Raw genomic sequence first — 23,070 nt, 5'->3', positions numbered from 1 at the left:
TTATCGAATTAGCGATGTTGTAAGCTGCCTTACTGCGGCATCGGTTTCGCAGTAGTCGGCTAGCGTTGGTTTGTTTATGAAGGATGCCCTGCACATCACCTTCTCGATGATGTCTGACATCTCTAGGAATCCTATCCTACCCTTTAGGAATGCATCAACCACCACCTCGTTGGCGGCATTTAGGATGCATGGCATGTTTCCACCCTTGCGCATGGCCTCGAAGGCAAAGGCAAGATTGCGGAATTTTGTCGTATCAGGCTCCAGGAAGGTTAGCGTGCTATAGTCCTTAAAGCTTAGGCGCTTAAAGTCCGTTTTCACCCTCTCGGGGAAGGTAAAGGCATACTGAATGGGCAGCTTCATATCGGGTAGCCCCATCTGCGCCTTAATCGACGAGTCCTCGAACTGTACCATCGAGTGGATGATCGACTGCGGATGGATCACCACGTCAATCTGATCGGGCGTTACATCGAAAAGCCACTTAGCCTCAATCACCTCAAATCCCTTGTTCATCATCGAAGCCGAATCGATGGTAATTTTTGCCCCCATGCTCCAGTTCGGATGCTTAAGGGCATCGGCACAGGTAACCGTTTTCAGCGTATCAATATCGGTATGAAGGAATGGCCCCCCCGATGCGGTAAGTATCACCTTATCGATAGAGTTCATCTCGCCAACCAAGCATTGGAAGATGGCAGAATGCTCCGAATCAACTGGGATTATGGGTGCCCTATACTCCCTCGAAAGAGCCTTAATCAGCTCCCCAGCCACCACCAAGGTTTCTTTGTTGGCAAGGGCAATTACCTTATTCGATTTGATGGCGTTGATGGTTGGCAGCAAGCCGGAGTATCCAACCATCGCCGTCAGTACAACATCAATGGTTTCCATCTCCACCACCTGCTCTATAGCCTTAGCGCCGGCGTACACCTTAATCGGATGGCTGCCCAACGCATCGACAACCATTTTGTACTTCGCCTCGTTGCCAATAACAACGGCGTTGGGCTGATATTTAATAGCCTGCTCGATGAGCAGCTCCACGCTATTGTTTGCCGTTAAAACCTCTACCTCAAAGAGGTCTGGATTTGCCTCTATCACCTCTAGGGCTTGCGTGCCTATTGAGCCTGTAGAGCCAAGTATTGCAATCCTTTTCTTAATCATATCTAAAAAATAACGTACTGCTGTGGGTTAATCGGTACCCCGTTGTACCAAAGCTCGAATAGCAGTTCAGCCGTATTCTTCTGCTCCTTCCGCGTTCCCACTACAGCAATAGCCTCTCCGGCCCTAACCTTTTCGCCGACCTTCTTAATCGCCTGCGAATTGTACCTATATACTGATATCAGATTATTGCTATGCTGAATAACCACGCTATAGCCAAACTCCATGCTCCAGCCTGCGCTAACCACAGTTCCCTCGAGCGCTGCCAGCACCAGCTCGTTGGGAGCCACCGACAGCACAACCCCCATCTGCCCGGTTTGGCTGTTGAAAGGCTTAGTAACCTTCCCCTTTACCGGCGTGTAGAATCGTACCCCAGATATTCCCTGTGGCTTCTTGGCCTTGTCGAAAACGCCCAGCTTATACTTCTCAGCAGCCTCCACCTCGGCCCTGAACTTCGAATCCTCCTCCGAACGCCCAACATTCAGATCCTTGTACTTTTTGGTGGTGTCGGGCCTGCTTTCGATAACCTCGGTTGGCCGCCCCGAAAGAACTCGGTTCACATTGTCGAGATGCCGCTGCCACATGCTCAGCTCCCGCTCCAGCGAGTCTACCTTAAGCGCATTGGCAACAATCGTCCGCCGGGTGTTCTTATCCGGATACCCCGGGATAAACTCGCGCAGAGGCGTAAACGAGATGAGGATGGTTACCGCAAAAATGATCAGGATGATTAGCGAACCAAAGACTACCAGTACGTTCATTCGCGAAAGGCGAAGGAACCAAACCTCCTCGAGGTTGGAGTCGTTGTAGATGCTAAGACGGTACTTATGGTGCAGCTTGGAGATCAGCTTCTTCTTTTTGCTCTCGGCCATTGTAGGGTTATGTTGACGACCACAAATATATAAGATTTAAGCTTACCATCTCGCAAAAAGACAAATAGGGCTGGGATTTCACTTTTAGAATATAGGCTTGCAGCTGTTTTCTTAGCTCGCTACGAATCTGTCTTGGTTCTATCAGGCATAGCCGTCAGCGAAGGATAGTATTACTACGGAAATGTATAATCAGGGCACATTATCCCCTCCCGAGGAGGGGCAGGGGGTGGGTTTGCTCGCAGAAATCAACATTTCTACTTTATAATATGCCCCCTCCCCCTACCTGCACCTTAGCAGCTTCGGCTAATCGGTTACAGCAACATCAACGGTTTCGCTCTCCCAAAGGCCGTGCTTGGTGCATACAGCCATCGCGGTAAGGTTCAGCGCCATCTTCGGAACGATATAGAAATCGACCTCCACATGGCCTGGCTGGTTACCCATTGCCCCCGGCATAAAGTGCACCTGCGCCAGCAAGGTTTCCCGGTTCCAGAGCTGGATGGTGCTAATGTAGTGGTCGTAGTCGTCGGGATGCACGTACTGATCGCCCAAGGTTACCTTAACCTTCAGCTTCTCGTTGCGCTTCGCCTCGCGCGCGCAGATAATAAATGGGGTATGGCGGTCGAAGTAGTCCTTGCGGCATTCCTTCTCCTCGTTGCTGATATCAACAGGTTTAAATACTAGTGGCATAAGGCATTTTTGTTTTTTACCCCACGAATTTACAGCATAGTTTCCAAATTGATATAGGAACCATCCGCAAAATAACTGCTATATTTTTCGGAAACCCTTGCAGAATCGGAAAAAGGAGTTACCTTTGCAGAGCAATTGAGAAAAACAGACAACTATCAAGTTTAAGATATAACATTGCGGGATGGAGCAGTTGGCAGCTCGTTGGGCTCATAACCCAAAGGTCACAGGTTCGAGTCCTGTTCCCGCTACTACAAAGACCTTCAGGAATTCCTGAGGGTCTTTTTTTATTATAATACCCTTTAAAATCTAGCATCCATCCCCATTTGCCAATCAGCGAAACCTCCGAATAGCCATTACCCTTGTAAACCCAATTATTACATCCGCATTCCAGCAGCTTGCAAAAACATTCCTCGTACTCGCGCATTTCTTTCACGTAATCGATACTACATTCCTTGCACTTACTCTTGCGTTTTACCCACTCGCTACTACATTCCCCGCACTTACTACTGCGTTTTACCCAATTGCTCCCGCGTTCCTCGCACTCGCTACTGCATTCTACCCACACACAGCTTCACCTCGCACAACAGCACCTACACCCCAGCCCCAAAGCCATCGGAGCTGCTGTTACAACCAAATTTTACCAATGCGGAGGCATTTACCTCTTCTCCCGAGAACAACTGCACGAATAATCTCCTACATTTACCAACAGGTTAGCCGCTAATAGGCAACCCCGCACATATTTTACCACCTACACAACGGCCGAAATGAAGAAGCTTCTATACCCTATCCTACTCGTTAGCATTGCCAGCGCCAGCCGCGCGCAGGACTTTCTTCCTACCTTTAAGGCATCATCCGACAGCTTAAAGAAGTACGTATACTTTTTGGCATCCGACAGCCTCAAAGGCCGCAGAACCAGCAGCCAAGGGCAGGAGATTGCAGCAGCCTTCATTGCCGGCAAGTTCAAGGAGGCAGGGCTTACCCCCATCAGCCCTACCAGCGCCACCCCCTTCTACCAACCCTTCGCCCTGTACACAGCCCCCATCAGCTTTAAAGAGGCAGCCATTAGCATTAAAGGTTCATCGAAGAAGGTTTACCTATTCAGCGACATCATGCTCCTCTCGGAAAGCGGCATTGCCAACACCTCAGTAACCCCTTACTTTGGCGCCAACGGCAGCCAACCCGATAGCACCAGCTATGCGCCCGTACTAGCCGCCGAATCTATTGATGATGGCCTAAGCAAGCTAAGCCGCGCCTACACCGAAAGTAAGGACGCCAAAAGAACCTTTCTCCTGGTTCTCCCCTCCCAGAAAGTCGTAGAGTTTAACCGTAGCAGGCTCATTTTTTCGGCGTCGCTCATGCAGAAGACCAATAAGGACGGCGACACCCTTTTCTACACCCCCATGAACGATCCTGTGCTAGCAAAAGAAAACATATACTACCATAAAGTTCTTCCATTTCTGGCCAAGCACCCAGGCATTAGCATCCTGCTCACCGACGAAATCTTCCTCAAAAAGCTCTTCAGCAAAGACGACCTCGAAGGCTACCCCCAGGTAAATAAAGCATCCGTAGGAAAAACATTGGTGATTAGCGGCAGCTGTGCCGCCGATAAGCTCAAAAAGATTCAAACCGAAAATGTAGTCGGAGTATTCGAGGGAACCAAGAAAAAGAACGAAGCGATAATCGTATGCGCCCACTACGACCATATAGGTACGCTCAAGAATAGCACGAGCACCCCAACAGACAGCATCTGCAATGGTGCCGACGACAATGCCTCAGGAACATCAGCAATCCTCGAAGTCGCCCGCCTACTCGAATCAGCCAAAAGCAAAGGTTACGTTCCCAACCGAACGATCATCCTGGTAGCCTTTACCGGCGAGGAGCTCGGACTATTTGGGTCCGACTTCATGGTTAACAACCCCATCTTTCCCCTATCCAAAACCGTAGCAGTAGTAAACCTCGATATGATCGGGCGATCCAACGGGACCCATTTCGACTCAGATATGTACGCCTATCCGCTTACACTAGGCAACCCGAGCAGCAAGTTCGGGCAATGCCTAAGTCAAAGCGCCAAGATCGCCAAGTTAAACATCAACAATACTATTTCTGAAAGGGAGCTCGAGCTATGGACGCATGGTTCCGACCATGATAACTTCGTAAAGGCAGGAATACCAGCCATCGTTATCACCACCGGCGAGCATGCCGACTACCATACCCCTGCCGATGAAGCCAGCAAGATTAACTATCCACGGCTCGAACGTATTACGAACTTCACCTTCTACACCGTTTGGAAGTTAGCCAATCAGTAAACCATTACTTTAGTCTTATAGTTCCGACGATTCGCCTGTAGAATTATCAGCGAGGTATACATTACTGATCGAAGTGCTGGTTAGAAGAACATCAACATATCTGAAACAACATAACACAAATTAATACCACCCCATAAACACTATCGCAATATAGCCTGTTCTAATGGTATAAAAATTTAGCCATGAACAAGCTTTCCAACCTCTACTACGAGATAAGAAACTACGAGAAAAACCTTGTAAAGCCATGCCTTATAACAAAGGATACCGATTCTTCCTTTGAAGTCTGGATCTCGAAAGGGAATTCGAGCATTTTTTTCAGCAGCATAGTGCTCTTCCCCGATCACCTTACCATTAAGTTTAATCCCCACATCATTAAGGATACCTACGACTACATACCCAATCCTCCCAAGTCGAGGTACGAGTACCAAGTCACAGAAACCGATATTGAGAAAAACATCGATAGCCAGCTGAAGCGCACCATCCTGGATCTTGTCCTATGCGCTCGCAACGAAAGCTGACCGCTGCTTTTCGAATTCCCATACTCAGCTTACAACCCCTTCCGTAAGGGCATAAAAAAAGCCCCCGACCTTTCGGTCGGGGGCTCTATAGGTTTGGCGGCCACCTACTCTCCCGCTTGGTGTAGCAGTACCATCGGCGCTGGCGGGCTTAACGGCCCTGTTCGGAATGGGAAGGGGTGGAGCCCCGCCGCCTAGCCACCTAAGTCTTCTTTTAGATCCTAGTATTTAGCACCTAGATCTTAGACTTCATAGCATATGCCATTCAATCCTCATATAGCGTCTAATATCTAGCGTCTAAAATCTTATATCTTTTAGATTTTGACATTCTTCGGACGAAGCGGCGTCTGCCCGCTAAGGGCGCGGCCCTCTCGGAGCTCGTTCGGGCAATTAGTACCGCTCGGCTAAGCGCATTGCTGCGCGTACACCTGCGGCCTATCAACGTGGTAGTCTCCCACGGCCCTTAAGGGAAGTCTCATCTTGAGGCAGGCTTCGCGCTTAGATGCTTTCAGCGCTTATCCCAACCGAGCGCGGCTACCCAGCGGTGCTCCTGGCGGAACAACTGGTACACCGGAGGCTCGTCCAACCCGGTCCTCTCGTACTAGGGTCAGACCCCCTCAAACTTCCTACGCCCGCAACAGATAGGGACCGAACTGTCTCACGACGTTCTGAACCCAGCTCGCGTGCCACTTTAATCGGCGAACAGCCGAACCCTTGGGACCTTCTCCAGCCCCAGGATGTGACGAGCCGACATCGAGGTGCCAAACCGCCGCGTCGATGTGAGCTCTTGGCGGCGATCAGCCTGTTATCCCCGGCGTACCTTTTATCCTTTGAGCGATGGCCCTCCCATGCGGAACCACCGGATCACTATGCCCTGCTTTCGCACCTGCTCGGCTTGTCGGCCTCACAGTCAAGCGCCCTTGTGCCATTGCACTCCACGCGCGGTTGCCATTCGCGCTGAGGGCACCTTGGGAAGCCTCCGTTACTCTTTTGGAGGCGACCACCCCAGTCAAACTACCCGCCAAGCGGTGTCTCCCTATCAGGGATTAGGCCCCGAAGTGGCGAAGGGCTGTATTTCAACGTCGGCTCCAACGATACTAGCGTACCGCCTTCACAGCCTCCAGCCTATCCTACACATCGCCACCCCAGAACCAGCGCTAAGCTGCAGTGAAGGTGCACGGGGTCTTTCCGTCCCGTTGCGGGTAATCGGCATCTTCACCGATACTACAATTTCACCGAGCTCACGGCTGAGACAGCGTCCAGATCGTTACACCATTCGTGCAGGTCGGAACTTACCCGACAAGGAATTTCGCTACCTTAGGACCGTTATAGTTACGGCCGCCGTTTACCGGGGCTTCGATTCAAAGCTTCTCTTACGATGACCTCTCCTCTTAACCTTCCGGCACCGGGCAGGTGTCAGGCCCTATACTTCACCTTTCGGTTTCGCAGAGCCCTGTGTTTTTGGTAAACAGTCGCCTGGACCTCTTCGCTGCGCCCCACGTCACCGTGGGGGCCCCTTATCCCGAAGTTACGGGGCTAGTTTGCCGAGTTCCTTAGCCGTGATTCACTCGAGCACCTCAGGATTCTCTCCTTGACCACCTGTGTCGGTTTGCGGTACGGGTGCCCAGCGCCTGATGCTTAGGGGGTTTTCTTGGAAGTCGGATTAGGGACGCTATCCGCTTGCCCGTGGGCTCGCGGTACTATCAGGTTCGGCAGGATCCGGCTATTAACCTACACCCTATACCTACACCCTTCAACCCGGCATTCCGTCGCCGGGCGGTCCTTTCACTCCTTCGTCGCCCCATCGCAGCGCTGGCCAGGGACGGAATATTAACCGTCTGTCCATCGGCATCCCCCTTCGGGTTAGCCTTAGGCCCCGCCTTACCCTGATCCGATTAGCGTTGATCAGGAAACCTTGGTCTATCGGTGGGCGGGTTTCGCACCCGCCTTGTCGTTACTCATGCCTACATTTGCTTTTCCACCAGCTCCACCAGACCTTACGGCCCAGCTTCACCGCCGGTGGAATGCTCCCCTACCATAATTTCTTATCCGCAGCTTCGGCGGACGGCTTGATGCCCGATTATTATCCACGCGCAGCCGCTCGACTAGTGAGCTGTTACGCACTCTTTAAATGAATAGCTGCTTCCAAGCTAACATCCTAGCTGTCGCTGCAGCCGCACATCGTTTCATCAACTTAGCCGCCTCTTGGGGGCCTTAGCTGGCGGTCAGGGTTCTTTCCCTCTCGTCGACGGACATTAGCACCCGCCGGCTCACTCCTGGATATCGCACCACGGCATTCGGAGTTCGTCAGGATTTGATAGGCGGTGAGGCCCTCGCATCCAATCGGTAGCTCTACCTCCATGGTGGTAAGTCCAAGGCTGCCCCTAAAGGCATTTCGGGGAGTACGAGCTATTTCCCAGCTTGATTAGCCTTTCACCCCTACCCACAGCTCATCCAGAAGCTTTTCAACGCTTATTGGTTCGGACCTCCATTCCGTATTACCGGAACTTCATCCTGGCCATGGGTAGATCGCAAGGTTTCGCGTCTGCCCCGTCCGACTTATTCGCCCTATTCAGGCTCGCTTTCGCTTCGGCTCCGTACGTAACCGCACTTAACCTTGCCGGACAGGAGCAACTCGTAGGCTCATTATGCAAAAGGCACGCCGTCACCCCACTAAAGGGCTCCGACCGCTTGTAGGCGCACGGTTTCAGGGTCTTTTTCACCCCCCTATTCGGGGTACTTTTCACCTTTCCCTCACGGTACTGGTTCACTATCGGTGTCCTATGAGTATTTAGCCTTGGCAGATGGTCCTGCCAGATTCAGACGGGGTTTCTCGTGCCCCGCCCTACTCAGGGTTCCTCCCCCGCCCACTCGCCTACGCCTACGGGGCTGTCACCCGCTATGGCACCGCTTTCCAGCGGCTTCAGCTTCGCTCGTGGTTGGTAATGGAGGCCCTACAACCCCCACCCGGCCGTAACCGGATGGGTTTGGGCTAATCCCCTTTCGCTCGCCGCTACTCGGGGAATCACTATTGTTTTCTTCTCCTGGGGGTACTTAGATGTTTCAGTTCTCCCCGTTCGCCTCCGGATTGCTCCGGATACCTGGCCTTCAGCCAGGTGGGTTGCCCCATTCGGGTATCCGCGGATCGATTCGTGCTTGCCGATCCCCGCGGCTTTTCGCAGCTTGCCACGCCCTTCGTCGCCTATAGGACCCAAGGCATCCCCCGTGCGCCCTTTTCTTACTCCTTTCCGCGCACCCGCCGGAGATCAACTCCGTCGCATGCGCCGCTTCGTCCTCAAACGTCAAAGATCTTCTGGTGCCTCCGGGTTTTAAAGCCGGATTTACCGTTTGCGCGCCACCCGCATCCGATGCGGCCGTCTGCCTCGTGGCGCTCAATATCTTTTGGGAAGTGCAGCTCTCAGATTTCGCCCTGATGGCGCTCCAGAAAGGAGGTGTTCCAGCCGCACCTTCCGGTACGGCTACCTTGTTACGACTTAACCCCAGTCACCGGTTTTACCCTAGGGCGCTCCTTGCGGTCACGCACTTCAGGTCCCCCCAGCTCCCATGGTTTGACGGGCGGTGTGTACAAGGCCCGGGAACGTATTCACCGCGCCATGGCTGATGCGCGATTACTAGCGAATCCAGCTTCACGGAGGCGGGTTGCAGCCTCCGATCCGAACTACGACCGGCTTTCGAGATTCGCGCCCCATCGCTGGGTGGCTGCCCTCTGTACCGGCCATTGTAACACGTGTGTCGCCCCAGACGTAAGGGCCGTGCTGATTTGACGTCATCCCCGCCTTCCTCGCAGCTTGCGCTGGCAGTCTCGGTAGAGTTCCCGGCTTAACCCGCTGGCAACTACCGATAGGGGTTGCGCTCGTTATGGCACTTAAGCCGACACCTCACGGCACGAGCTGACGACAACCATGCAGCACCTCGCCGACCGCCATTGCTGGCTATGAAGTTTCCCCCATATTCGTTCGGCGTTCGAGCCTGGGTAAGGTTCCTCGCGTATCATCGAATTAAACCACATGTTCCTCCGCTTGTGCGGGCCCCCGTCAATTCCTTTGAGTTTCACCGTTGCCGGCGTACTCCCCAGGTGGATGGCTTAACGCTTTCGCTAAGCCCCTGACCCTTGCAGGCCAAGAGCGAGCCATCATCGTTTACGGCGTGGACTACCAGGGTATCTAATCCTGTTTGATCCCCACGCTTTCGTGCCTCAGCGTCAATACTCAGCTGGCGAGCTGGCTCCCCAATCGGCGTTCTGCGCGATATCTATGCATTTCACCGCTACACCGCGCATTCCGCCCGCCTCGCTAAGATTCTAGCCCAGCAGTATCAACGGCAGCTCTCCTGTGGAGCAGGAGCCTTTCACCGCTGACTGACCGGGCCGCCTACGCACCCTTTAAACCCAATGAATCCGGATAACGCTCGGGTCCTCCGTATTACCGCGGCTGCTGGCACGGAGTTAGCCGACCCTTATTCGTCTGGTACTTGCAGGCAGGGACACGTCCCTGCGGTTACCCCCAGACAAAAGCGGTTTACGACGCGTAGCGCCTTCTTCCCGCACGCGGCATGGCTGGTTCAGGCTTGCGCCCATTGACCAATATTCCTCACTGCTGCCTCCCGTAGGAGTCTGGGCCGTGTCTCAGTCCCAGTGTGGGGGGCCTTCCTCTCAGAACCCCTAGCCATCGTAGCCATGGTAGGCCGTTACCCTACCATCAAGCTAATGGCACGCATGCCCATCCTTTACCGATAAATCTTTACCCCAAATCCGATGCCGGACCTGGGAGCCATGGGGCATTAATCCGCCTTTCGACGGGCTATTCCCCTGTAAAGGGTAGGTTGCATACGCGTTACGCACCCGTGCGCCGCTCTCAAGGACCCGAAGGTCCTCTACCGCTCGACTTGCATGTGTTAGGCCTGCCGCTAGCGTTCATCCTGAGCCAGGATCAAACTCTCCATAGTAGAAGATGTTGATTTCGGGGAATTGCTTCCCCTGTTGTTTCCTTAGCCCATCAGGATTACGTTAGTCTAATAAATCATCCTAATCGTTTTCTATCTTTTCACTGCACTTCCTCAAAGAACCTATTTACTTTTTGCCGCTTCGCAGCGACCCGCTCCCTCATTTGCGGGCTGCAAAGGTAGGCTTTATTTCGAAACTTCCAAGCGGTTGGCCAACTTTTTTTTTCGGTTGCCCCTTCGCGGCTTTCCGTCCTAAAACCCTTCTGGGCGGCCGGTGCTCTCGCTACTCCCTCGTCCGTTCCGGCTTACCTCCTAAGCCGCTTATGTTAAAGAGCCTCGCTCCCGTTCCCGCTAGCCCTCCCTGCGAAGGCGCCGTTGTTCCCGATTGCGGATGCAAAAGTACTGCCTTTTTCCGAACCTGCAACCCCTACACCATACCTTAACGCGTTAACGAACGTTGCCTCCCTTAAAATGAACTCCTTGGAGGGAAATGTTTTTTGAAAAACTACACGCTTATACCGTTTGAGATGCTATTGATAGCCTCCTATTGTAGATCTCTGAAGCAGATTTATGCTATTGCCCTCACACCATCTACAAATCTGGGACTATAAATGAAGTATATTGAGTAGATATCCATCTATAAAACAGAAAAGCATAATAAGTGGAGACCGAAAGTCTTACGTCATCACCTCTTAGTACTTATAAGTATAACGTTACAAACGAAGAAATATAATTTTCAATGAGAGGGGGGGATCATCGTCATTAGATGTCATAGAGGTGAATTGGAGGTAAACCGATTATTGATACTTTTGGGATTCAATTCAGCGAAGTGAACGAACAGGTACTTATAGCAGACATAGCAAAGGGTAATGAGGATGCTTTTGAGATGGTTTTCAGGGCATACTACGCTGCGCTATGCACCTACGCCAACTCGCTGCTGAAGGATCCTGCCGAAGCTGAAGAGGTGGTACAGGGAACTTTTCTTACTCTATGGGAGAGCCGCCAAGGACTTGATATCCATACCTCGCTGAAGTCTTACCTGTACCGTGCGGTGCATAACACCTGCCTGAATAAGCTAAAGCACTACAAGGTGCGGCAGGCGCACAGCACAGAATATAAGAGTACCAACAGCGAGGAGGTAGATACTACTATAGAGCAAGTGCAGGGTAGCGAACTCGAACGTCAGATTGCAACGGCTATTGAGAAACTTCCCAACCAGTGCCAAACCGTATTTAAACTTAGCCGCCAACAGGGACTCTCGTATGCCGAGATTGCCGAGCAACTGGGAGTATCAGTTAAGGCGGTTGATAAGCAGATTGTTCGGGCGCTTAGAATCCTTCGGGAAGAACTAAAGGATTACCTTCCTGCAATACTTATTTTCTTCATGTTTAAAAACTAAACCGAAGCAGAATTGACTGATGATGGCAAACATATCGACTACCTAATAGCCCGCTACCTAAATGGAGAGGCATCGACCGAAGAGCGGACGATGGTGAAGCATTGGTGCGCCGAATCGGAGGAGAACCAGAAGTACTTCGATGATTTACGGCTCATCTTTGAACGGGCATCGGAGCTGGAAACGGACAACCAGTTTGACGTAGATGCCGCATGGAACCGCATTGCACCTCAGTTGAAGCATTCGAGTAAGGTAATTCCCTTTAGGAAGAGATGGACAACATGGGTAGCAGCTGCAGCATCCGTTGCCATTCTTTTTGGTGTATGGACAGGCATTAACCGGTACGAGATGCATGATAAGGTTGCTAAGCCAATAGAACTGGCAGCCAACAATCTCCCCAAGAAAGGGCTTCTCCCCGATAACTCTAAGGTAGAGGTAGAGCCCAACAGCCGCATCACCTACGCCGAGGGCTTTGGCAAAACCAACCGCGAGGTAACGCTGGTAGGCAACGCCTCTTTTGATGTACACCATCAGAGCGGTCCCGCCTTTACGGTTAAGGCTAGCGGTACCCTTATCAAGGATATCGGAACAGCCTTTAGGGTGAAGACAGATGGTGATACCTCTATTGTGGAGGTGTACGTTAAATCAGGATCGGTGGTGTTCTATACGGACAACAACCGAGGAATAATCTTAAAGCAAGGTGAAACGGGTATCTACAACAAGATCACCAAGGAATTTACCAAGATTGAACCTGCCAAGCAGGAAGCCCCCCCTGCTGTGGTTAAGGCCTTCAACTTTCAGGAGACGCCTCTTAGCGAAGTTATCAACCTGTTGAGTAAGGCCTACAATGTTCCGATTGCTTTGGATAACCCTAAGCTGGGCAGCTGCACCATCAGCGTAAGATTTGAAAACGAAAAAATTGATACCATAATAGATATCGTAGCCGAGACCCTAAACCTTAAGGTGACAAAACGGAATAATGGCTACCTGCTAACCGGAGAAGAATGCTCGAAATAGTACGCAAGGGGGTAGGCTTGGTAGTCCTATCCTCTTCCATTATTGCTACCACCACAAAGTTACAGGCACAGAGCCAGGGCTCATCGGCACTAGAGCGCATCGTATCAGTAAACATTTACAACGAGCCCCCCAAGGAAATGCTTGATCTGATTGGCAAGCAGGCCAACGTTGTCTTTTCCTACTCGCCCAAGATACTTGAGAACCGTCCACCAGTTACGGTAGCTGCCGAACGTCAGCCAATTCGACTTGTGCTATTTACGGCATTTGGCGAAACGGTAAAGATGAAAAGCCACGGGAAGTACATCATACTTACCGATAACAGAACAGCACTAAGCAAGCCATTCGGGGATAAGCCACAGGTAATTCAGGGGTACATCACCAACCCCAAAACGGGCGAGGGGATTCGCAACGCCACCGTATACGACCAGAAGCTGCTGCTATCGGCCATTACCGATGAGTACGGCTACTTTAAGATGGAGGTTCCCTACGGCGAGATGTCGAAGCAGCTGCAGGTAAAGAAAATGGGATTTGCCGATACCACCATTGTACCGAACAACAACAGCAGCAGCTTCGTTCTGCTCAAGCTGCCAGCTACCGCACTCGATCATCTAAAGGATATTTCGAAAAAAGGGGAAAACTTCATTCTGAAAACTGTGCCCCACTGGTTAATGTCGGACAGACAGAAGACCAACACTATTAACGTAGGCGACACCATTTACCGTAACTGGCAGGTATCGCTACTACCCTACATTGGAACCAACCGCCAGCTATCGGGCAACGTGGTAAACAAGTACTCGTACAACATCTTTGCAGGATACTCTATGGGAGTTCGGGTGTTTGAAGTTAGCAGCTTGGTAAACATTGTTCGTGCCGATGCCCGATACGTTATGATTGGCGCGGTGAACTACGTGGGAGGAAACACCAAGGGCGTGCAGATCGGAAACATATTTAACCGCACCCAATCGGTTACAGGAGTCCAGATTGGCAATGTATTCAACCTAGCAACGGGCAACGTAACCGGCGCCCAACTTGCGGGTGTATTCAGCATGACCCATGCCACCTTAAAGGGCGCGCAGATTAGCGGAGTACTAAGCGTTGCCGATACCGTAAAGGGTGCTCAGATTAGTGCCGTGTACAGCAATGCCCACTACTTAAACGGTACACAGGTAAGCGGAATCCTGAACAACGCAAATGGGACAGCAGTTCCCTGCCAGCTATCAGCAGCCATTAACATCCTTAATGGCAACATCACCGGGTTACAAACATCGGGGGTGATGAACATCTCCAAAAAAGTTTCAGGAGCACAAGTTACAGGGGTGATGAACCTAGCCAGCATCGTAAAGGGGGAACAGATTGGAGGAGTGTACAACCAAGCCAATACCCTAAACGGCGTACAGGTAAGCGGTGTTACCAATATTGCAGGAAGAAGCAATGGCAGCGGCCAGGTATCAGGCGTTCTCAACATTCTTAATGGAGACGGAACCATACAAGTTGCTGGTGCGGCCAATATCGCCCGAAGCATACACGGTGTACAAATTGCCGGTATATACAACCAGGCCGATACGGTAGCAGGAGTTCAGGTAGGCGCTGTTCTGAACAAGGCAAAGGTGATGAAAGGGGTGCAGCTAGGCCTTATAAACATTGCCGATACCATTAGCGGTATCCCCATCGGTTTGTTTAGCTTCGTAAAGAAGGGATACCACCATATAGAAGCTTCGGGTGATGAGCTCTTCTACACCAACGTTGCCTTCCGCACAGGGACTCCACTTTTCCATAACATCATTACAGCAGGTAGCCGTACCCTCAACAAGGGAGGTGACGATCTTTGGACGGTGGGGTATGGCCTCGGAACCACCTTGTCGATGGGCAAGAAATGGTCGTTTGACGCCGATATCACCTCAAACACCATAGCCGTAAACGACCAACTGGAGGATAACAACAAGCTCTACAAACTATACCTTGGCTTCGACAGGAAGCTGAGCAAGCATGTGTCGGTTGCCTTGGGGGTTACCGCCAACTACTTCGACTATAAAGATTCCGAGGTAGAGGATGGCAAGATGCTTTCCAGCATGATCCCCTACACTTTATGGAATACGCAGCAGGAAAACGGGCGCACCTCGTGCGGCTGGATTGGCGCTAAGCTTGGCATCCGATTTTAGAAGACTTCTAGCCCCTTGTTCGGGTAGCAGATTCTGCTACCTTTGTTTGGCATTCGGTAACAACAGGTATATTGATGGCAAATAAACAACAAGGCTGTAGGAAGGGGATGGGAAGGTGGATGGGGATTATCCTCGTGCTTGCCGCTCTGCTAGCATCCTGCTCGGACGGGCCACCCCCAAGCGTATCATTCTACTACTGGAAGAGCCGCTTCCGGCTAGGTAAAATCGAACAGGAAGTCCTCCGCACCAACAACGTCCAAAAGCTGTACGTCCGCTACTTCGATATCAATATCCACCCCTACCTTGGTAGCGCAACGCCTGTAGCCATCATCAAAGGCGACAGCCTACCCCGATGCTCCATCGTTCCGGTTGTATTTATAAAGAATAGGGTATTCGAGAACGCCAGCAACCAAGAGGTAGATACGCTTTGCCGTAAGGTGGCGCAGCTGGTTGCCGGCATCAACCATAACTTTGGCATAAAGCCCACCGAGATGCAGTTCGACTGCGACTGGACGGTGAAAACCAAGGATGCCTACTTCCATTTTCTAAAAAAGTACCGGGCGTTAACCGGACAAACGCTATCGGCCACTATCCGCCTTCACCAGGTGAAGTACCCCAACAGAACGGGTGTTCCGCCAATAGACAGGGGCGTAGTGATGTACTACAACATGGGCAGCATTAGCGCCGATGGCCGCTGCTCGATCTACGACAGGGACATTGCACAGAAGTACACCGCCGCGCTAGGCCGCTACCCGCTACCGCTGGATGTTGCGCTACCCATATTTACGTGGGGAATTCAGGTGCGGCAGAACATGGTGGTGCACCTGCTAAACAAGATGAACGAGGGGCACTTTGCCAACGATCCGCACTTTACAAAAATGCACGACTCCCGCTACCGTGTCGTTACACCCTGCTTTAAGGGCGGCTACTACTTTATGCAGGGCGACGAGATAAAAATCGAAAGCATCTCGCGCAGCAACCTCCGCCAAATGGCGAAGGATATCGCGAAAAACCTCAAAGCCCATCCTCGAAACCTGATTTTTTACGATTTAGACTCTCTTAATATCAAACAATATGATGCTAAAATCTACCAAAAGCTGGCAAATCGTATGCGCTAGCCTGCTGCTCCTAGCAGCCTCGTACGGTATTGTACGCGCTTGCGCAGGTGGCGAATGGGACGAGACCTACACCTCGAACTACACGCCCGAGGTGTTTGTTGCCGATACCACCCAGACACCTTTCTTCTACACCTGGCTTTTCTACTACCAGATAGGGTTCGACACCCAGCACAACGAGCGCTTCAACACCACCAACGTGGCCGATTGGAACAGGTACCTGAAGGGCTCTATAGATTCCTCATCGCTCGACTACCTGCTAAACAGGGCTAACGATGCCTCCATAGATAGGTTTGCGGCCTTTTTCGACGGGAAGGCGCTGCCCGATTCCCTAACGCTTAAGGTGAAGGGGCTAAGCAGGAGCAATCCCCAGCACAAGGAGTTTGTCCGCTACCTAGGCTACGCCAAGAAGTGCGAGCAGTACGCCGTGTTCTACTACAACGACTACTACTGGGAGGTCAAACGCATCCTCCCCAGCAAGGAAACGCTGGGCAAGCTCGAAAAGCAGCTGCGCACCGGCTTCGAGAAGAGTGCCGACCAATTCCTAAAGGAGCGGTACTGGTTTCAGCTGGTCCGCTACTACTTCTTCTACGACTCGGAGAGGTGCATTGCCGAGTTCGAGAACTACCGATCGAAGCTTACGCCTAGCACCATGTACTACCGCACCATGGCGTACGCCGCCGGAGCCTACTACGCTACCGGTAAGTTCGGCATCGCCAACTACTACTACAGCCTCATCTACGATGGCAGCAGCCTGCTAAAGACGGTGGCCCACGCCAGCTTTCACCCCCAAGACGAAAGCGACTGGAAGCAAACGCTCGACCTGTGCAAGAGCAAGGAGGAGCGCATTACCCTTTGGCAGCTGCTGGGCATACGGTACGCCGACGAGGTGCGCTCGATGAAGGAGATATACAAGCTCTCGCCCCGCAGCCCCAAGCTCGACCTGCTGCTCACCCGATATGTCAACAAGCAGGAAACCGCCATACCCTACAGCACCAATAGCGACTCGGCAAAGGCAGCCATTGCGCAGGCCATCCGCTGGTGCCAGCAGGTGGCCAACGACGGCAAAACCTCGAACCCATTCCTATGGAGCGTATCGGCCGGCTACCTGTCATTCCTAACGGGCGACTACCCCAAATCGGCCCAGTACTACCAAAAGGCCGCCAAGAGCGCACCCAACAGCCCTCTTGCCCAGAGCCAGCTACGCCTGCTATCGCTGCTTACCAGCATTAAGCTGCTGCCCACGATCACCCCAGCCTCCGAGCAAGCGCTGCTGGCCGATCTGCAGTGGCTGTACGCGCTCTCGGAAGAGAGCGTCAACCCACGCTTCCGCTACTACACCGCGCAGGGCTGGGTGAAAACGGAGCTATCAAAGAAATATACGGAGCAGGGAGATATCGTCAAGGCCGAGTGCTTTACAACCAGCAGCGCCTTCTACGCCAGCAACGACAACGTCGAGCGGTTGAAGGCCTTCTTCCAAAATCCCAAAGCGAACGCCTTCGAGAAGTTCTGCATGGAGATGAGCGAGAAGAAGCTCGCCGACCTATGGGAGTACCAAGCCATACGGGCAGCCTACAGCGACAGCCTCGGCAAGGCCATCGCCCTGATGGAGCATGTAGGGCAAACCTCCACGCTACTCGGCAACCCGTTTGTTGGCCGGAAAAACGACTGCCACGACTGCGACCACGCCGCTCTCCAAAAGGTGAAGTACACCAAGATGGCGTTCCTTAAGAGGCTGAATGAGGCCGAAGCCGCCATCGTCGGAAAAGATGCCTTCAACAACGCCTTTGTTGTAGCCAACGCCTTCTACAACATGAGCCACTACGGCAACGCCCGCGCCTTTTACGAGTGCAGCGTTTTGGGCAGCGCCCACTACGCGCCCTACGCCATCCCCGACGAGTTCGTCGACATGCTTACCTCCAACCAAACGGCCGCGAAGTACTACCGGATGGCGCTGAAGGCAGCTACCAGCAACGAGCAAAAGGCCAAGTGCCTGTTTATGCTTGCCAAGTGCGAGCGCAACGAGTGGTACAACGGCATCTTCTACAGCGACAAGAAGAACGAGTACCGCTACGACCCCAACCAAGTTGACTTTATCCAGTGGAGCAGCTTTAAGGCGCTGAAGGCCTACAGCAGCACCAAGTTCTACAAGGAGGTGCTGAACGAGTGTGGCTACTTCCGCAAGGCCGTGCGCGGCTAACCCATCGGCCAATGGCACAGCAGCTCCCAGGATAGCCCCCTGGGAGCTGTTCTACTTCCCCACATCTTAAATGATAAAAATTAGCTCACCCGATAGGGGGGAGCATACCGGGTTAGGTGTCTTGAGTTGGAACCAAACAACCGAGCAACATGCAATCCATATCACGAGCGCTGCAGCACGCCGCCAATCACGTAGACTTTATTGCCACCCAGCTGCTGCTGGCCATCAACACCTGCTTCTCGATAGCCCTACACCACCTAGGCAAGCTGCTCTAGGTGGCATCTCCCATAACTACCTTTGAGGTGGTTATGGACTCTAACCGTCACCCCTAATAATCACCTTCGAGGTGGTTACTGACTCTAGCCACTACCCCACATAACCATCTTCGAGATGGTTATTGGCTCTAACCTCCACCCCACATAACCATCTTCGAGGTGGTTACTAACTCTAACCAACATACCCCATAACCACCTTCGAGGTGATTATTGACTCTAACCACCATACCCCACAACCACCTTTGAGATGGTTGCTAACCCTAGCCACTACCCCACATAACCATCTTCGAGATGGTTACTAGCTTTAACCACCATACCCTATAACTACCTTTAAGGTGGTTGCAAACCATGATCAACATACCCAAGAACCTCCTTCGAGATGGTTATTAACCTATTTAGAACAGGTTATTACCTATCTGGAACAGGTTAATAACCAGTTCGGAGCAGCTTATTACCTGTTCGAAGCAGGTTAGTAACCAGTTTGGAGCAGCTTATTACCAGTTCCAAACTGGTTACTAACCCACCTAGAGGGGCTGAGGGCATCATCAAAAAAAAAAATTTACCAGGAGGGGGGGAGGTTAGCCGGCAGGGTTGTCATAGAGCCGTAAGAGAAAACCAAATCAACAGAATTATGAAGCGTAACGTTCGAATGGCCATCGTGGCCCTAGCATTTATGGCAGCAGGCAGCACCAGCGCGCTTGCACAGTCAGCAGACAACAACCAAACCCAAGATAGCAGCATTACCTACCGTCCGTTCCAGATTTCATTTGTGCCCATGCTCGGCACCAACGGCATCGAATCGCCCAAGGTGGCCAATAGGCTTTCGGTAAACATCATTGCCGGCATGTCGAAGGGCGTAGGGGCGGCCGAGTACGGTGGCATTGCCAACCTCACCAACGGTAAGGTATTCGGGTTTCAGTACGCGGGCATCCTCAACACCTCGAAGGATGTAACCGGCTGCCAGGTAGCCGGCATCGTCAACCTCACCCGTGGCAACGTTAAGGGATTCCAGGCGGCTGGCGTGGTGAACAACACCAAAGACGTAAAAGGATTTCAGGCCGCCGGCGTGGTCAACCTCGCCAGGGGTACAGTGGAGGGCAGCCAAGCTGCCGGTGTCGGCAACATGGCCAAGAGCGTAACGGGCGTTCAGATGGCGGGAGTCTTCAACCTATCGGCCGATAAGGCCAAGACCCAGCTGGCCGGAGTCTTCAACTCGGCGACCACCGTCGAGGGAGTTCAGATTTCGGGTATTGTAAACAGGGCCAAAACCGTGGGCACCCAAATCGGCATCGTCAACATTGCCGACAGCTGCAGCGGCGCCACCATCGGCTTCATCAACATCGTGAAGAGCGGCTACCACCAGTTCGAGGTGTCGGGCGACGAGCTCTTCTACGCCAACCTAGCCTACCGCTCGGGGGTAAAGAAGCTGCACACCATCTTTTCGGCAGGTATCCGCCCCGACTACACCAACACCACCATCTGGACCACCAACTTTGGGGTGGGCACCAGCTGCAACCTTTCGGCCAAAACCCTCTTCGATGCCGAGCTATCGTGCGGTAACGTAGTTGTTGACGACAAGTTTCGCGATGAGAATAACCGCCTCTACAGGGCCTACATCGGCATCGACAAGTACCTCTTCCGCGGCATGTCCATTGCCATTGGCGCAACAGCCAACCTGCTAAGCTACAATACCGACAACGAGCGCAACGAATACCTGATGAAGCAAATCGTTCCCTACACCATGTACACCCACAAGGTTAACGACAGCCGAAGCCTTTCGGGATGGATTGGCGGCAAGATTGCCCTCCGATTCAACTAACCGATCAACACAACCAAACCCAGATAATTCCCAGATCGGAGCCATAGCGCTCCAGCCATTCTTCCCCTTACTGCCGACGATGGCAGTGGGGCGAAGAAAAGGCTCCCCAAAAAAGACAAATAGCAAAGTTCGAAGCATAGCCTTTGCCGCAGGCATACCCTGACACTCCTGCAGAGGCCAACCAACCATCGCATAAAATGAAAAAGATTCTGACAGCTATAGCTGCAGCACTACTATGGATAGGCGCTGCAGAGGGCCAAACCCTTGTCCAAACCGTACGCGGTAAGGTGTACGACGCCGAAACGCAGGCACCTATTCCAGGTGCCAACATCGCCATCTCGGGATTTGCTCTAGGCGGCTCGAGCACTGCCGACGGCAGCTTTAGGGTAGCCAACGTGCCCGTAGGTAGGCACGACGTGGTAGCCACCTTTGTCGGCTACGAGCCGGTAACCCTTCCCAACATCATGATTTCCTCGGGCAAAGAGGTAATCCTTAACATCGGCCTCAAGCAATCGGTAAAGCTCATGGAACAGGTAGTCATCAAGGGCAACACCCGCAAGGATAGGCCCATCAACACCATGGCTAGCATTAGCGCCCGCTCTTTTTCGGTAGAGGAAACGCGCCGCTACGCCGGAGGTATGGACGACCCCGCCCGCATGGCATCGGCCTTTGCAGGGGTTACCGTGGGCAACATCCAAGATAACGCCATCATCATCCGAGGCAACTCGCCCAAGGGCGTTTCGTGGAGGCTCGAAGGCGTGGAGGTACCCAACCCCAACCACTTTGCAGGTGGTAACGTGGCCGGTGGCGGCTTCACCAGCATCTTCAGCAGCCAGGTGCTGGCCAACTCCGACTTCTACACGGGCGCCTTCCCCGCCGAGTACGGCAACGCCCTTGCCGGCGTCTTCGACATGAAGCTCCGCACCGGCAACAACGAAAAGCGCGAGTACACCGCACAAATTGGCATGATGGGCATCGACTTCGCCTCCGAAGGGCCATTCAAGAAAGGCGGCAGTTCGTCGTACCTCTTCAACTACCGCTACTCCACCATGGGGCTACTATTCAAGGCAGGGCTAATCCCATCCGATCAGGTTCCCGTTTACCAGGACCTCTCGTTTAAGCTCAACTTCCCAACAGCCAAGTGCGGAACCTTCTCCATTTGGGGTATCTGCGGCATCGACAACAACAAGGAGCCAGTAGACAAAGACTCCACCAAGTGGGAGACCAACTGGGATCGTATAAAGTACAACTGGGACATATACACTGGTGCTACGGGCATCTCGCACCGCTACTCCATTGGCAAGTCATACATCAGCACCACCGTTTCGGCATCGGGCACCTCCAACAAGATGGACCAAACCCGCTACGACGACTTTATGCAGCTACGCCCCAACGGCAACATCAAGAGCAACACCTCTACCCTTACCCTCAACAGCTACATCAACAGCAAGCTTAGCACGCGCCATACGCTACGTGCCGGAGTAACCGTCAAGGAGATGTTCTACAACTTGGATATCAGCAGCACAATTGACGAAAAGCCCGAGACCTACCAGAATATGATACTCGAAAAAGGGCAAAGCACCCTTGCCGAGGCCTACTGGCAAAGCCGCTACCAGCTGTCGCCATCCATCTCGGTAAATGCAGGGATTAACGCCAGCTACTTTGCCCTCAACAAGAGCCACTCGGTAGATCCCCGCTTCAGCATCAAGTGGCAGATGGCCCCCAAACATGCCCTCACCCTAGGATTAGGGAAGCACAGCCAGCTGGAGGAGCTCCGCTTCTACTTTGTCAGAAATAGCAAAGATGGCAGCAGCTACTTCCCCAACAAGAACCTCGACTTCTCGCAGGCGCAGCACATCATTCTGGGCTACGACTGGTCGATCGGCGAAAAGCTACGGTTTAAGGCCGAAGCCTACTACCAACGCCTGTACCATGTACCCGGCATTGCCGACAGCTCCTACTCGATGATCAACTTCAACCAGGATTGGGGTTTTCACGATGCGCTCGTCAACAACACAAAGGGTAAGAACTACGGTATCGACCTAACCCTAGAGCGTTTCCTTACCGATGGATACTACTACCTGGCAACGGCATCCATCTTCGACTCCAAGTATAAGGGCGGCGATGGCGTTTGGCACAACACCCGATTCGACAAGGGATACTCGTACAATATCCTTGTAGGGAAGGAGTACGATCTTAGTAAAAACAGAATATTCGGAATAAACGTTAGGTTTAACTACATAGGTGGCGAGCGCAAAACACCCGTAAGCACCAGCGAATCGATAAAAGAAAGAAGGGTAATCTACAACGAGTCGAAGGCTTTCGACGAGCAGTACCCCTCCACCTACTACCTCGACTTTACCCTAACCTACCGCACCAACAAAAAGCATTACTCGGGCACTTGGGCGTTACAGGTTAAAAACATGCTAGGTTCGCCAATCTATGGCGGCCCAGAATACAACTACAAAACCAAAGCAATAGAAGAGCAGAAGATAACAATGGTACTCCCCGTACTAAGCTACCGAATAGACTTTTAATTTCACACAACCAGCAAAGGCAACCTCGTGAGGTTGCCTTTGCTGGTATTTGTACATTCTATAT

13 protein-coding genes, 1 tRNA gene and 3 rRNA genes are annotated in these 23,070 nt (G+C 52.4%); 11 read left to right on the top strand and 6 right to left on the bottom strand.

Annotated features, from left to right (window positions below; all coding sequences use genetic code 11):
• From ACHZA1_RS09410 to ACHZA1_RS09400, 3 genes are all read right to left on the bottom strand, one after another.
• Complete coding sequence (locus ACHZA1_RS09410; protein WP_320054904.1) at positions 1 to 1,149, bottom strand: 1-deoxy-D-xylulose-5-phosphate reductoisomerase; 1,149 nt, start codon at positions 1,147 to 1,149, stop codon at positions 1 to 3.
• A 5-nt stretch (positions 1,150 to 1,154) separates the two neighbouring features.
• The gene (locus ACHZA1_RS09405; protein ID WP_320051619.1) at positions 1,155 to 2,018 is read right to left on the bottom strand and encodes a peptidoglycan DD-metalloendopeptidase family protein; all 864 of its coding nucleotides are present in this window, start codon (positions 2,016 to 2,018) and stop codon (positions 1,155 to 1,157) included.
• Positions 2,019 to 2,321: 303 nt separating this feature from the next.
• Positions 2,322 to 2,705: a desulfoferrodoxin family protein gene (locus ACHZA1_RS09400; RefSeq protein WP_320051618.1), complete on the bottom strand. Its 384-nt coding sequence runs from the start codon at positions 2,703 to 2,705 to the stop codon at positions 2,322 to 2,324.
• Between the two features lie 175 nt (positions 2,706 to 2,880).
• Between ACHZA1_RS09400 and ACHZA1_RS09395 the strand changes: the two genes are divergently transcribed.
• The 3 genes from ACHZA1_RS09395 (at position 2,881) to ACHZA1_RS09385 (ending at position 5,529) form a co-directional block, all read left to right on the top strand.
• Positions 2,881 to 2,953 (top strand) — tRNA-Met (locus tag ACHZA1_RS09395).
• 516 nt (positions 2,954 to 3,469) lie between these two features.
• On the top strand, positions 3,470 to 5,011 hold the full coding sequence (locus ACHZA1_RS09390) for a M28 family peptidase (RefSeq protein WP_320051617.1): 1,542 nt from the start codon (positions 3,470 to 3,472) through the stop codon (positions 5,009 to 5,011).
• Positions 5,012 to 5,193: 182 nt separating this feature from the next.
• On the top strand, positions 5,194 to 5,529 hold the full coding sequence (locus ACHZA1_RS09385; protein ID WP_320051616.1) for a hypothetical protein: 336 nt from the start codon (positions 5,194 to 5,196) through the stop codon (positions 5,527 to 5,529).
• 91 nt (positions 5,530 to 5,620) lie between these two features.
• Here ACHZA1_RS09385 and rrf read toward each other — a convergent pair.
• From rrf to ACHZA1_RS09370, 3 genes are all read right to left on the bottom strand, one after another.
• A 5S ribosomal RNA gene (gene rrf / locus ACHZA1_RS09380) occupies positions 5,621 to 5,732 on the bottom strand.
• Between the two features lie 163 nt (positions 5,733 to 5,895).
• A 23S ribosomal RNA gene (locus tag ACHZA1_RS09375) occupies positions 5,896 to 8,773 on the bottom strand.
• A gap of 198 nt (positions 8,774 to 8,971) precedes the next feature.
• A 16S ribosomal RNA gene (locus tag ACHZA1_RS09370) occupies positions 8,972 to 10,491 on the bottom strand.
• The 16S, 23S and 5S rRNA genes sit together here, the layout of an rRNA operon.
• An 826-nt stretch (positions 10,492 to 11,317) precedes the next feature.
• On the opposite strand from ACHZA1_RS09370, the gene ACHZA1_RS09365 reads away from it, so the two are divergent.
• The 8 genes from ACHZA1_RS09365 (at position 11,318) to ACHZA1_RS09330 (ending at position 23,006) form a co-directional block, all read left to right on the top strand.
• On the top strand, positions 11,318 to 11,887 hold the full coding sequence (locus ACHZA1_RS09365; protein WP_320051615.1) for an RNA polymerase sigma-70 factor: 570 nt from the start codon (positions 11,318 to 11,320) through the stop codon (positions 11,885 to 11,887).
• A 12-nt stretch (positions 11,888 to 11,899) separates the two neighbouring features.
• Entirely contained in the window at positions 11,900 to 12,901 is a 1,002-nt protein-coding gene (locus ACHZA1_RS09360; protein WP_320051614.1) for a FecR domain-containing protein, read from the top strand.
• Positions 12,889 to 15,060, top strand: coding sequence for a hypothetical protein (locus ACHZA1_RS09355; protein WP_320051613.1), 2,172 nt, complete (start codon positions 12,889 to 12,891; stop codon positions 15,058 to 15,060). The genes ACHZA1_RS09360 and ACHZA1_RS09355 overlap by 13 nt, the downstream gene beginning before the upstream one ends.
• A gap of 74 nt (positions 15,061 to 15,134) precedes the next feature.
• A complete protein-coding gene (locus ACHZA1_RS09350; RefSeq protein WP_320051612.1) occupies positions 15,135 to 16,178 on the top strand; it encodes a hypothetical protein in 1,044 nt (347 codons plus the stop codon).
• Complete coding sequence (locus ACHZA1_RS09345) at positions 16,135 to 18,375, top strand: hypothetical protein (protein WP_320051611.1); 2,241 nt, start codon at positions 16,135 to 16,137, stop codon at positions 18,373 to 18,375. Before ACHZA1_RS09350 ends, ACHZA1_RS09345 begins: the two co-directional genes overlap by 44 nt.
• Positions 18,376 to 18,524: 149 nt before the next feature.
• Complete coding sequence (locus tag ACHZA1_RS09340) at positions 18,525 to 18,650, top strand: hypothetical protein (RefSeq protein ID WP_320051610.1); 126 nt, start codon at positions 18,525 to 18,527, stop codon at positions 18,648 to 18,650.
• A 631-nt stretch (positions 18,651 to 19,281) separates the two neighbouring features.
• Positions 19,282 to 20,469, top strand: coding sequence for a hypothetical protein (locus tag ACHZA1_RS09335; RefSeq protein ID WP_320051609.1), 1,188 nt, complete (start codon positions 19,282 to 19,284; stop codon positions 20,467 to 20,469).
• A 197-nt stretch (positions 20,470 to 20,666) separates the two neighbouring features.
• Positions 20,667 to 23,006 carry a TonB-dependent receptor gene (locus tag ACHZA1_RS09330; RefSeq protein WP_320051608.1) on the top strand — a complete coding sequence of 780 codons (2,340 nt, stop codon included), beginning with the start codon at positions 20,667 to 20,669 and terminating at the stop codon, positions 23,004 to 23,006.
• Positions 23,007 to 23,070 lie beyond the last annotated feature (64 nt).

It is taken from the genome of uncultured Acetobacteroides sp. (assembly GCF_963667355.2).
GTDB lineage: Bacteria > Bacteroidota > Bacteroidia > Bacteroidales > ZOR0009 > Acetobacteroides.
This window is presented reverse-complemented; position numbering and strand designations above follow the sequence as displayed.